Raw genomic sequence first — 11,182 nt, 5'->3', positions numbered from 1 at the left:
AAGGCGCAGTCTGCGCAGGCATGGTTAAGACACTGTTACGCTCACGTCCGCTTGTCGACAGTCGTTTAGAACCAGGAGAGCGGCTGCGCCTGCCAGCTGCGCACCGTGCCGCGCGAATGATGGCGGACGGGAGCATAGGCGAGGGCGTGGCTGCGGCCGCCGTGACGCAGGCTGGCGTAGCGGGCCGGATTGTGATGATGGACGCGGGCGAAGCGCGTCCGGCTGGCGGGCGGCGCGCCGCTGATGGCGATGCTGCCGCCTTCGCTCTGGACGATTTCATAGAGCCGCTTGGCGTTGCCCGGCGAGAGGCGGACGCAGCCAGGCGACGCCGGACGGCCGAGCGCGCCCGTGGCGTAGGTGCCGTGAATGGCGTAGCCCCCCCGGAAGAAGATCGAATAGGGCATGGGCGACATATGGTATTTGCGGGAGTAATGCATGCGCTCCATGCCGGTGGGCGCATAGGAGCCCGCGGGCGTGGAATAGCCGGCGCGGGCGGTCGAGACGGGCCAGTCATAGCTGCCGGAGCCGGAGTCGACATGCATTCTCTGCGTCGACAGGTCGATGTGAATATAGGCGGTGGCGAAGGCGAGGCTGACCATCGCGAGCAGCGCCGCGGGCGCCAAAATGACAAGTTTCAAACGCATGACTGGAACTCCGTGAAACGCGTGCGGCCAAGATAGTGGCGCAGCCTTGGCGCGTCGGCAACGTAAATGAATCATTAAGGTTTACGGCGAGACCCGGCGCCGCCGGGGAGTCTTCGACAGGAACGGGGCGACAGACACATGCGCGCATGGGCGAGGGTCATTGCGGCGACGGCGCTGGGGCTTTTCGCGGCCTCCGTCGGCGCCCAGGAAAAGGGGACGCTCGACCCCAGGCCGCTCCCGCCGCTCGCGCATCCGTCCGATCCCGCGACGCCCGCCAAGGAGTTGTTCGGCCGGGCGCAGGACAGCGCGCCGCTCGACCCGGACCCGATCGGTTTCTATTCGCGCGGCTGTCTCGCCGGCGGCGAGCAACTGCCGGTCAACGGCCCCAGCTGGCAGGTCATGCGCCTCTCGCGCAACCGCAACTGGGGCCATCCCGAACTCGTCCGGTTTCTGGAGCGTTTCTCAGGGAAAGCCGCGCGGGCGTCGGGCTGGCCCGGCCTGCTCATCGGCGACATGTCGCAGCCGCGCGGCGGGCCGATGCTCACCGGCCACGCGTCGCATCAGATCGGACTCGACGCCGACATCTGGCTGACCCCCATGCCGACGCGCGAGCTCACCCGCGCCGAACGCGAGGACATGTCGGCGACGGACGTCGTGCGCGAGGATCTGCTCGACATTCGGCCGGACGTCTGGAGCGAGGGCCATCTCGCGGTGATCCGCGCCGCCGCCATGGAGCCGAAGGTGCAGCGCATCTTCGTCAATCCGGCGATCAAGCGGGCGCTGTGCCGCGAGGCCGAGGGCGAGGCCTGGATGCGCAAGGTGCGGCCCATGTGGGGCCACAACTATCATTTTCATATCCGGCTGTTCTGCCCCGACGGATCGAGCTGCAAGGATCAGGACCCGACGCCGGCCGGCGACGGCTGCGACCAGTCTCTCGCCTGGTGGTTCACCGACGAGGCGCTGCATCCGAAGAAATCCGGCAAGAGCTGGCCGCCCATGACCATGACGGCGCTTCCTGCGGCCTGTCGGGAGGTTCTCAAGGCCGAATGAGCCCGACGCGGGCCTCTCAGCCAGCGCCGGTTCCCGTCGGGCAGGACAGGCCCGTGCCGCCGAGCCCGCAATAGCCGCCGGGGTTCTTCGCAAGATATTGCTGGTGATAGGCTTCCGCGTAATAGAAGGGCGGAGCCTCTGCGATCTCGGTGGTGATCGCGCCATAGCCGGCGTCCGTCAATACGCGTTGGTACTGCGTCCGCGACGCCTCGGCGACGGCGCGTTGCTGCGGCGTCGTCGCAAAGATCGCGGAGCGATATTGCGTGCCGACGTCATTGCCCTGGCGCATGCCCTGGGTCGGATCGTGGCTTTCCCAGAAGAGTTTCAGCAGGCTCTCGAAGGAGATCGCCTCCGGAAAATAGACCACCCGCACCACTTCGGCGTGGCCGGTGCGGCCGCCGCAGACGTCCTCATAAGTGGGGTTTCGGGTCGTTCCGCCGGCGTAGCCCACGGCGGTCACGAAGACGCCGTCGCCGGCCTGCCAGAATTTGCGCTCGGCGCCCCAGAAACAGCCCATGCCGAACAGCGCCTCCTCGGTTCCGGCGGGGAAGGGCGGGTCGAGCGGATGGCCGTTGACGAAATGGCGCGCGCCATGGGCGACGGGCGCCGGGCGGTCGGGAAGGGGGCCGAGGAGACGGGCGAGGTCGAGCTTGTCGAAGAGAGCCATGCCGGAAAAGATAAGGCAGGGCTCAGCGGCGCCAATAGCGATCCGCTTCCTGCTTGTGGCTGAACACGATGAGCAGCGCGCCGAGCGTTCCCAGCGTGAGGCTGATCGGCAGCGCCATCAGCATCGACACCGCGTCGAGAAGGTAGGCCGATTTGGCCCCCGCATCCGCCTCGAGCGCCTTGTAGAGGGCCGGCGTCGTCTCCGACAGGCCACGGCGCAGCGTCGTGACGAGAAGCTGACCCCCGGCGATCGAGCGCGTGCCGTCGACGATGAGGGCGATGAACCCTCCCGCGAGCAGCAGCAGGCCGAGAAAACGTGTGAGCAGGCGAAGCATCGCGTCGACCATAAGCGCGCGCCCGCCGCCTGTCCACGCTGGCGACGCATTCGAACATAAGCTCGGCTTTTTGGCGAAGCGTTAACCTTAACCGTATTTGAATGAGGACAGTTGGGCGCGCGTCGCGGTTGGCGCTGCGCCCCGGCAGGTTCAGTCATGCGCAATCGTCTCGAGGGTTCCTACGTCGACGCTTCCGGAGATCTCTTCGTGCCGCTCGCGCGCGGCAACCGCATTCGCAATTACCGTGTGTCCCCGACGGCGCTGATCGGGACGGTCGGAGCCCTCGCGCTTGTCGTGGCGGCGATCGCCGTCGCGGCCGGCTATCTGATTTTCCGCGACGGGCTGCTCGCCGGTCTGATCGAGCGCCAGACGAAGATGCAATACGCCTATGAGGACCGAATCGCCGCCTTGCGGCTGCGTCTCGATCAGATTGCGAGCCGCCAGGTCATCGATCAGGACGGCGTCGAGGGCAAGGTGCAGAGCCTCGTGCTGCGGCAGGCGCAGCTCGAAACGCGGGCCGCCGTCGTCGCCCAGCTTCTCGAGCGCACGCTCTCGCCTGGCGCGGGGCTGACCACGCTCGTGCCGACCCGCCCGGAGGCGCCCGCCGCGAAAATGGTCGGCGCGGCCCAGAAGCAGGCGGCGCAGGCGCGCTCCGCCATCGAGTCGCCCGACACGCCGGAGAAGCCCCAGCCGCAGGGTCTCGAACTGCGTGGCGGCGACGGCGCGGGGAAGCCGGTTCCGCTGCCGCCCGCCGATTCCGCTCCCAGGCGGCAGGGCGCGGCGTCGCTGGGGGCGCCCCGCGCCGCCACGGTCCAGGCCGCCGCGCTGTTCCACGCCGCCCCGCTCGCCCAGGCCGCGGACCCGGCCGCGCCGCTGCCGGATCGGCTGGAGCGTCTCACCCTCTCTCTCGACAGGATCGAGCGCGACCAGACCCGCCGGCTGTCGGGACTCGTCCGCCCCGCCGTCGAAGCGGCGACGCGCCTGCGCGCGGCTTTCGACATGGCCGGGCTGCCGGTCGAGCGCTATCTCTCTCGCGCGCGCCGCAAGGAGAGCGCAACGGCGGTCGGCGGCCCCTTCGTCGCGGCCCCCGCAAAGGCCACCGAGGGGCTCTTCGAGCAGAATCTCGCCGCCGCCCAGACGGCGGTCGCGACCCTCGACGGCCTGCGCCGCGCGCTGCCGGTCACACCGCTCCGCAAGCCTCTCGCGGGCGCGCTGCAAATGACCTCCGCCTTCGGCTATCGCACCGACCCCTTTTTCGGCCGGCCGGCGCTGCACAGCGGCGTCGATCTGCGGGAGGACTATGGCGCGCCCGTCAAGGCGACGGCGGCGGGCGTCGTCACCGCGGCCGGGCCGCAGGGCGGCTATGGCAATCTCGTCGAGATCGACCATGGCGGCGGCCTCGCCACGCGCTACGGCCATCTTTCGGCGATCAACGTCGCGGTCGGCCAGCAGGTGGCGCCCGGCGCCGTCGTCGGACAGGTCGGCTCGACCGGCCGCTCCACCGGTCCGCATCTGCATTACGAGGTGCGCATGGATGGCGAGGCGGTCGATCCCGCCCGCTTCCTCAGCGCGGCCTCGGCGCTGGGCGGCGTCCTGCAGTAGAGGCGACTTTCCAGCCTCGTTGTGCATACGCAGATTGACAGGCGGTCGGGCAGGTGGGACCCTGCCGGGATGGGGACGACGAAGGTTTTCAAGTCCGGCAACAGCCTCGCGGTGCGCCTGCCGCGCGGCGTCGCCTTTCCCGAGGGGGCCGAGGTGGTGGTGACGCGCCAGGGCGAGAGCCTCCTCGTCTCACCCGCCCGGCTGAGCATGAATGAGCTGGTCGCGCGGCTGGGACTGGGTCCGGCCCCGGGCGCCCTGGAGCGGCCGGCGTTCAAGCCCCCCAAAGCGCGACTGGGCGGGGGAGGACTGACGTGACCCGCTATCTGCTCGACGCCTCGACCGTGTTCGCCACCGCCAGCGGCGAGGCGGCGACGCTGTCGAAACTCGCGCGCCTGCCCATCGACGCGGTGGCGATCCCGGCGATCGCCTATGCGGAATTGCTCACCGCCGCGGCCTCGGCGGGACGGCGTCCCAGACTTTCGGAAAATCTGGCGCTGCTCGGCCAGAACCTCGACATTCTGCCCTTCGACCGCAAGGCGGCCGAGGCCTATGGCGCGCTGCTGCGCGAGATCGAGCCCAAGCGGCGGCGCATGCTGGACCGGATGATCGCCGCCCAGGCGCTGGCGGAGGGCCGCACGCTCGTGACCCTCGCGCCGCAGGATTTTTCCGGCGTCCCCGGCCTGTCGCTCGAAAGCTGGGCCTGAGTCCGGTCAGTCCACGTCCTCGATCTTCTCCGGCCCGCCGCCATAGATGCGCTGCGCGAGAGAGGCTTGCATGAAGTCGTCCAGATCGCCGTCGAGAACCTCCGACGGCGTGCCGGAGGTCGTGCCGGTGCGCAAATCCTTCACGAGCTGATAGGGTTGCAGCACGTAAGAGCGGATCTGGTGGCCCCAGCCGATGTCGGTCTTGCTGGCGGCGGCCTTGTTGGCCTCGGCCTCGCGCATTTCGAGTTCGCGCTCATAGAGCCGGGCGCGCAGCATGTTCCACGCCGTGGCGCGGTTCTTGTGCTGCGAGCGCTCCGCCTGACAGGCCACGACAATCCCGGTCGGCATGTGGGTGATGCGGATGGCCGAGTCGGTCGTATTGACGTGCTGGCCGCCCGCGCCCGATGATCTATACGTGTCGATACGGCAGTCCGACTCATTGATGTTGATCTCGATCCGGTCGTCGACGACCGGATAGACCCACACCGAGGCGAAGCTCGTATGGCGGCGCGCATTGGAGTCGAAAGGCGAGATGCGGACGAGGCGATGCACGCCCGATTCGGTCTTGGCCCAGCCATGGGCGTTGTGGCCCTTGACCAGCAGCGTGCCGGATTTGATGCCGGCCTCTTCGCCGGCGGTCTCCTCGATCACCTCGACCTTGAACTTCTTGCGCTCGGCCCAGCGGGCGTACATGCGAAACAGCATGCGCGCCCAGTCCTGGCTCTCGGTGCCGCCGGCGCCGGAGTGGATTTCGATGAAGGTGTCGTTCCCGTCGGCCTCGCCCGAGAACAGCGTCTCGATCTGGCGGGCCTGGGCGTCCTTCAGCACCGCCTTGAGCGCTTCGATCCCTTCCTTTTCGGTCGCCTCGTCGCCGGCTTCCTCGCCCAGTTCGACAAGGGTGAGAGCGTCGTCGAGATCGCGCCCGAGCTTTTCGACCGCCCCCATCTGCTCTTCGAGCTGGGTGCGTTCGCGCATGAGCTTCTGCGCTTCCTCGGGGTCGTTCCAGAAGGCGGGGTCTTCGGCCCTGACGTTCAGTTCGGCGAGACGGCGGGTCGCGGTCTCGACGTCAAAGATGCCTCCTCAGCAGCCCCACCGACTGCTCGATCTGTTCCTTGAGCGCAAGCGGCTCGGCGCGCATTGACATGTTCTTTCGTCTGGATCGGGAGCGGCGCCCCCGCAGGCGCGCGGAAATTAGGCGCGGCGCGCGGGGATGTAAAGCCGCCTCCGCCCGCCGCGAGACGAGCGTCAGAAGCTCTCGTCCGCCGGCCTCGAAACCGGCGCTTGCGGCCGGGGGCGGCTTTCCTCCGAGTCCGCGTCGCTGGTCAGGCCCCAGCGGCGCATGAGGAGCAGCACGAGCCCGGCCGCCACGAAGCAGATCATGGCCGCATAGACCGTTCCCTCCTCGCTGTCTGCGAAGGGGAGATTCTTCAGATTCATGCCGAAGAAACCGGTCACGAAGGTCGCCGGAAGCAGCAGGGTCGTCACCACCGTGAGGACATAGAGCCGGTCGTTGGTTTCGAGGTTCAGGATGGCGTTCAGCTCGTCCTGGAGCAGGCGGGCGCGATCCTGAAGGCTCTGCATGTCGCGGCCGAGCGAATCGGTGTGCTGCACGAGCCTGGCCGCCATTTCCCTCAGTTCGTTGTCGGTCGCGTCTTCGGGGTCGTCCTCGATGCTCTCCAGGCGGGCCAGCGTCGACACCAGCCCCCCGACCTGGCGCGAGAGACGCACGGCGTCACGCCGCGCCGCGCCGAGCAGCGGCCGGGCCTTGCGCCCGCGCCCGTCGATGATGAGATCCTCGGCGCGGTCGAAGGCGGCGCCGACGTCATTCGCCATGCGGCTCAGCTCATCGACGAGATCGGTCGCCATCCGTTCGAACAGGGCGAGCGGCGATTCGACCGCGGCGCCGCGCCCGATCAGGCCGCGCACGGCCTCGACGCTGCTCATCGGGCGGCGCCGCGCCGTGACGATGAAGCCCGGCCCGATGGCGAAGCGCAGGAAATCCGTGCGCGCGGCCGGGCCGGCGAGCGTGCGCTCGTGATCGAGCAGCGCGCCGCTGACGAGCCCTTCGGAATATTCGAGATATTGGTGGTCGAGCGGGTCGCACAGCGCCTCGCGGGCGTTTTCCGAGAGCGCGGCGATGCGGCCGATGAGCGGGCGGGCGCGCACGTCGGTGAGGTCCATGTGCAGCCACACGAAGCCTTCGGCCGGGGCGCCGAGCCTGTCGAGATCGGCCGCCGTTCCGGGCGTCGCGCGCCCATCCCCGTCGAAACGCAGGATCCAGAGACAGCCGGGAATGTCGGCGTGAAGGGCGTCTCTGAATTGGCGGTCGGCGATCTGTGTCTGGCGCATGCCGATCAAAGCGCGCCGATCGGTGACAGTTCTATGACAGGGGGAGGCGCCGCCCGGGCGTCTCCCCGACGTGCGCCGCCTACATGCCGCCGAGATGGTCGGCGACGGTGAAAATGTCCTTGTCACCGCGCCCGCACATGTTCATGACCATGAGGTGATCCTGAGGCTTCTGCGCCGCGAGCTCGAAGACCTTGGCGAGCGCGTGGGAGGGCTCCAGCGCCGGGATGATGCCTTCGAGCTTCGAGCAGAGCTGGAAGGCGGCGAGCGCCTCCCGGTCGGTGGCGCTGATATAGGTCACGCGCCCCGATTCATGCAGCCAGGAATGTTCCGGACCGATGCCGGGATAGTCGAGGCCCGCCGAAATCGAATGGCCCTCGAGGATCTGGCCGTCGTCGTCCATCAGGAGATAGGTGCGGTTGCCGTGCAGCACGCCGGGCTTGCCGCCGGTCAGCGAGGCGGCGTGGCCATTCGGCACATTGATGCCATGGCCGGCGGCTTCCACGCCGTAGATTTCGACCGTGGGATCGTCGAGGAAGGGGTGGAACAGGCCGATGGCGTTGGAGCCGCCGCCGATGCAGGCGACGAGCGAATCAGGCAGGCGCCCCTCCATCTCCTGCATCTGGACGCGGGTCTCGTTGCCGATGATCGACTGGAAGTCGGGCACCATGGCGGGGTAGGGATGCGGGCCGGCGGCGGTGCCGATGCAGTAGAAGGTGTCGGCGACATTGGTCACCCAGTCGCGCAGCGCCTCGTTCATGGCGTCCTTCAGCGTGCGCGCGCCCGACTGCACGGGAACGACTTCGGCGCCGAGCATCTTCATGCGGAAGACGTTGGGCTTCTGGCGCTCGACGTCGACCGCGCCCATGTAGACGACGCATTGCAGGCCGAAGCGGGCGCAGGCGGTGGCGGTGGCGACGCCATGCTGACCGGCGCCGGTCTCGGCGATGATGCGCTTCTTGCCCATGCGCCGCGCGAGCAGGATCTGGCCCAGCACATTGTTGATCTTGTGCGCGCCGGTGTGATTGAGCTCGTCGCGCTTGAAATAGACCTTGGCGCCTTTGCCGGGCTCCGCCCTGGCCCGCACATGCTCGGTGATGCGCTCGGCGAAATAGAGCGGGCTCGGGCGGCCGACATAATGCTTGTGGAGGCTCGTGAGCTCGGCGTGGAAGGCGGGGTCGTTCTTCGCGGTCTCGTAAGCCTGCTCCAGATCGAGCACGAGCGGCATGAGCGTCTCGGCGACGAAGCGGCCGCCGAAAATGCCGAAACGGCCGTTTTCGTCCGGGCCGGCGCGGAAGGAATTCTGAAGCGGCTTGCTCACGGGGCGCGATCCTTTTTGGCGGCCTTGCCCCCTCCCTGTCCCTCCCCCGCAGGCGGGAGAGGGGACGCTCACGACCCGCCTTCTCGATGAAGGCGCCAATCTGCTCCCTCTCCCGCGCGGCGGGGGAGGGGTGGGGAGGGGGCAGGCCCGTTTTCTTTCTCTCTGCCGAATCTTTAGAGCCTTCGCGCCGCGAATCAAAGCGATCGAACGGCCTTCACGAAGCTTTCGATGCGCGCCGGGTCCTTCACGCCGCGTTCGCGCTCGACGCCGGAGGAGACGTCCACGGCGGGGGCTTTGGTCAGGCGCAGCGCCCCGGCGACGTTTTCGGGGTCGAGGCCGCCCGAGAGCATCCAGTTTGCTGCACTGATGTTGCGCAGCAAATTCCAGTCGAAGGCGACGCCGGCCCCGCCGGGAACGGCGGCGTCCGGGGCGGGCTTGGCGTCGAAGAGCAGCACGTCGGCGACGTCCCGGAAGGCGCCGGCGCGCGCCACGTCCTCGGCGGTCGAGACGCCGATGGCCTTGATCACGGGAAGGCCGTAGCGCGCCTTGACCGCCGTGACCCGCTCGGCGCTTTCCCGCCCGTGGAGCTGGAGCATGTCGGGCGCGAGCGCCTCGACGATCTCGTCGAGCGCGTCGTCGCGCGCGTCGACGGTGAGGGCGACGCGAAAGATGCGGTCCTGCGCCATTATCCCCAGCGTGCGCGCGGTTTCGAGATCGATGTGGCGCGGGCTTTTCTCGAAGAAGACGAAGCCGGCCATGTCGGCGCCGGCGGCGATGGTCGCGAGCAGGGTCTCGGGGGAGGAAAGGCCGCAGATTTTGACGAGCGTTTTTTTCATGTCCCGCGCCCTGTCCGCGCTTTGACTCTATCCTGGCGGAATGATCCCCATACCTCCCCTTGACGGGGAGGCCGGCGGTCGCGGACCGCCGGGTGGGGTTCGCGCCGCCACAGCGATGATGGGGCCTGATCCCCACCCGACCCCGCCTTCGGCGGGGCCACCCTCCCCGCGAGGGGGAGAGACGGGCTCACGACCAGCGTTCGGAGCGAACAGCTTTCGATTTACCCCCGATTATACACGTCCTCGAAGCGGACGATGTCGTCCTCGCCGAGATAGGAGCCGGTCTGCACCTCGATGAGCTCCAGGTCGATCTTGCCGGGATTGGTCAGGCGGTGCTTGCAGCCGATCGGCAGATAGATCGACTCGTTCTCGTGAACGAGATGAAGCTCCTCGTCGCGGCCGACCTCGGCGGTGCCGCGCACCACGATCCAGTGCTCGGCGCGGTGGAAATGCTTTTGCAGCGACAGCCGCTCGCCGGGCTTCACCACGATGCGTTTCACCTGATAGCGCTGGCCCTCGTCGATCGACTGATAATAGCCCCAGGGCCGGAAGATGCGCTTGTGCGCTCCCGCCTCGCGCCGGTTCTGGACCTTGAGCTCGTCGACGAGTTGCTTCACCCGGTCGCCATGGTCGTGGTTGAGCACGAGCACCGCGTCCTGCGTCGTCACGACGATCACGTCGTCCACGCCCACCACGGTGGTGAGAATGTCCTCCGAGCGCACATGGACGTTGCGCGCGTCCATCACCACGCCCTCGCCGCGCACGGAATTGCCCGCCGCGTCGCGCTCGGAGAGCTCCCAGACGGCGCGCCAGGTGCCGACGTCCGACCAGCCGATGTCGGCGGGAATCAGCGCGGCCTTCTCGGTCTTCTCCATGACGGCGTAGTCGATGGATTTCTTCGGGGCGCGCGCGAAGGCCTCGGCGTCGAGAACGAGGAAGCCGAGATCGTTCTTGGCGGCGTCGATGGCCGCCTCGGCGGCCTCGAAGATCACCGGCTCGAAGCGGGCGATTTCCGCCTGCATCACGTCGGCGCGGAAAATGAAGTTGCCGCTGTTCCAGAAATAGCCGGCCTCGATATAGCGCTCGGCCGTCTCGCGGTCGGGTTTTTCGACGAAGGCGTCGAGCTTGAGCACCTCGCCGCCCGGATGGATCGGCGCGCCGGGGCGCAGATAGCCATAGCCCGTCGCCGGGCTGTCGGGCTTGACGCCCAGCGTGACGATGAATCCTTCAGCGGCGGCTTCGCCCGCCTTCTTGCACAGATCGACGAGGCCGGCGCGATCGCGCACGACATGGTCGGCGGCGAGCACGACGACGACGGTGTCGGGCGCGCGCCGCGCCGCGAGGCCCGCCGCCACCGCGACCGCCGGACCCGAATCGCGGCGCGAGGGTTCGAGGATGATGTCGGCCTGCGCGCCCACCTGGCGGAGCTGGTCGGCGATCAGGAAGCGGTAGTCGGCGTTGGAGATCACGATCGGCTTTTCAAAGGCCGGGTCGGCCAGCATGGCCATCGTGGTCTGGAAGGTGGAGCGTTCGCCGACGAGCGGGATGAACTGTTTGGGCAGGGTCTCGCGCGATTCGGGCCAGACTCGCGTGCCGGAGCCGCCGCACATGATGACGGGCAGGATCTTTCTCATCTCAATTTCCCTCCAGCCCCTTGCGATTCACGTCGCGCCTCGAA

General features: G+C 68.3%; 12 protein-coding genes. 4 read left to right on the top strand and 8 right to left on the bottom strand.

The window, feature by feature from the left end; all coding sequences use genetic code 11:
- Positions 1-65: 65 nt before the first annotated feature.
- A complete protein-coding gene (locus ACR652_RS14415) occupies positions 66-644 on the bottom strand; it encodes a L,D-transpeptidase (protein WP_434507165.1) in 579 nt (192 codons plus the stop codon).
- A gap of 138 nt (positions 645-782) precedes the next feature.
- Here ACR652_RS14415 and mepA point away from each other — a divergent pair, with 138 nt between their 5' ends.
- Positions 783-1,694, top strand: coding sequence for a penicillin-insensitive murein endopeptidase (gene mepA / locus ACR652_RS14410; RefSeq protein WP_434507164.1), 912 nt, complete (start codon positions 783-785; stop codon positions 1,692-1,694).
- A gap of 16 nt (positions 1,695-1,710) precedes the next feature.
- Here mepA and msrA read toward each other — a convergent pair whose 3' ends face one another.
- Positions 1,711-2,361, bottom strand: a complete 651-nt coding sequence (gene msrA / locus ACR652_RS14405) for a peptide-methionine (S)-S-oxide reductase MsrA (protein ID WP_434507163.1) — start codon at positions 2,359-2,361, stop codon at positions 1,711-1,713.
- Positions 2,362-2,383: 22 nt separating this feature from the next.
- Positions 2,384-2,707, bottom strand: coding sequence for a hypothetical protein (locus ACR652_RS14400; RefSeq protein ID WP_434507162.1), 324 nt, complete (start codon positions 2,705-2,707; stop codon positions 2,384-2,386).
- 144 nt (positions 2,708-2,851) lie between these two features.
- Between ACR652_RS14400 and ACR652_RS14395 the strand changes: the two genes are divergently transcribed.
- The 3 genes from ACR652_RS14395 (at position 2,852) to ACR652_RS14385 (ending at position 5,001) form a co-directional block, all read left to right on the top strand.
- Positions 2,852-4,297: a M23 family metallopeptidase gene (locus tag ACR652_RS14395; protein WP_434507161.1), complete on the top strand. Its 1,446-nt coding sequence runs from the start codon at positions 2,852-2,854 to the stop codon at positions 4,295-4,297.
- 69 nt (positions 4,298-4,366) lie between these two features.
- Positions 4,367-4,612: an antitoxin gene (locus ACR652_RS14390; protein ID WP_434507160.1), complete on the top strand. Its 246-nt coding sequence runs from the start codon at positions 4,367-4,369 to the stop codon at positions 4,610-4,612.
- Positions 4,609-5,001: a PIN domain-containing protein gene (locus tag ACR652_RS14385; RefSeq protein WP_434507159.1), complete on the top strand. Its 393-nt coding sequence runs from the start codon at positions 4,609-4,611 to the stop codon at positions 4,999-5,001. Before ACR652_RS14390 ends, ACR652_RS14385 begins: the two co-directional genes overlap by 4 nt.
- A 6-nt stretch (positions 5,002-5,007) precedes the next feature.
- Here the strand turns inward: ACR652_RS14385 and prfB are convergent.
- From prfB to ACR652_RS14360, 5 genes are all read right to left on the bottom strand, one after another.
- Positions 5,008-6,139, bottom strand: a protein-coding gene (prfB, locus tag ACR652_RS14380) for a peptide chain release factor 2 (RefSeq protein WP_434507207.1) whose coding sequence is annotated in 2 segments (ribosomal slippage) — positions 5,008-6,069 and positions 6,071-6,139 — 1,131 coding nt in all. Because the reading frame shifts where the segments join, the coding sequence is not laid out codon by codon here.
- A 107-nt stretch (positions 6,140-6,246) separates the two neighbouring features.
- Positions 6,247-7,350 (bottom strand): CorA family divalent cation transporter, encoded by a 1,104-nt coding sequence (locus tag ACR652_RS14375; protein ID WP_434507158.1) that lies wholly within the window; start codon positions 7,348-7,350, stop codon positions 6,247-6,249.
- 79 nt (positions 7,351-7,429) lie between these two features.
- Positions 7,430-8,668, bottom strand: a complete 1,239-nt coding sequence (gene trpB / locus ACR652_RS14370) for a tryptophan synthase subunit beta (protein WP_434507157.1) — start codon at positions 8,666-8,668, stop codon at positions 7,430-7,432.
- Between the two features lie 194 nt (positions 8,669-8,862).
- The gene (locus ACR652_RS14365) at positions 8,863-9,504 is read right to left on the bottom strand and encodes a phosphoribosylanthranilate isomerase (RefSeq protein WP_434507156.1); all 642 of its coding nucleotides are present in this window, start codon (positions 9,502-9,504) and stop codon (positions 8,863-8,865) included.
- Positions 9,505-9,725: 221 nt separating this feature from the next.
- Entirely contained in the window at positions 9,726-11,138 is a 1,413-nt protein-coding gene (locus ACR652_RS14360) for a mannose-1-phosphate guanylyltransferase/mannose-6-phosphate isomerase (RefSeq protein ID WP_434507155.1), read from the bottom strand.
- Between the last annotated feature and the right edge of the window lie 44 nt (positions 11,139-11,182).

The organism is Methylocystis sp. (genome assembly GCF_051061225.1).
Classification (GTDB): Bacteria; Pseudomonadota; Alphaproteobacteria; order Rhizobiales; family Beijerinckiaceae; genus Methylocystis.
The sequence above is the reverse complement of the archived record's forward strand: the minus strand, read 5'-3'. Positions and strand labels throughout refer to the sequence as shown.

Bases quoted from the DNA above. Each gene is read 5' to 3' on its own strand.
- ACR652_RS14390 (WP_434507160.1), top strand. From the start codon at position 4,367: ATGGGGACGACGAAGGTTTTCAAGTCCGGCAACAGCCTCGCGGTGCGC.
- ACR652_RS14360 (WP_434507155.1), bottom strand. From the start codon at position 11,138: ATGAGAAAGATCCTGCCCGTCATCATGTGCGGCGGCTCCGGCACGCGA.
- ACR652_RS14415 (WP_434507165.1), bottom strand. From the start codon at position 644: ATGCGTTTGAAACTTGTCATTTTGGCGCCCGCGGCGCTGCTCGCGATG.
- msrA (WP_434507163.1), bottom strand. From the start codon at position 2,361: ATGGCTCTCTTCGACAAGCTCGACCTCGCCCGTCTCCTCGGCCCCCTT.
- mepA (WP_434507164.1), top strand. From the start codon at position 783: ATGCGCGCATGGGCGAGGGTCATTGCGGCGACGGCGCTGGGGCTTTTC.
- ACR652_RS14365 (WP_434507156.1), bottom strand. From the start codon at position 9,504: ATGAAAAAAACGCTCGTCAAAATCTGCGGCCTTTCCTCCCCCGAGACC.
- ACR652_RS14395 (WP_434507161.1), top strand. From the start codon at position 2,852: ATGCGCAATCGTCTCGAGGGTTCCTACGTCGACGCTTCCGGAGATCTC.
- ACR652_RS14400 (WP_434507162.1), bottom strand. From the start codon at position 2,707: ATGGTCGACGCGATGCTTCGCCTGCTCACACGTTTTCTCGGCCTGCTG.
- ACR652_RS14375 (WP_434507158.1), bottom strand. From the start codon at position 7,350: ATGCGCCAGACACAGATCGCCGACCGCCAATTCAGAGACGCCCTTCAC.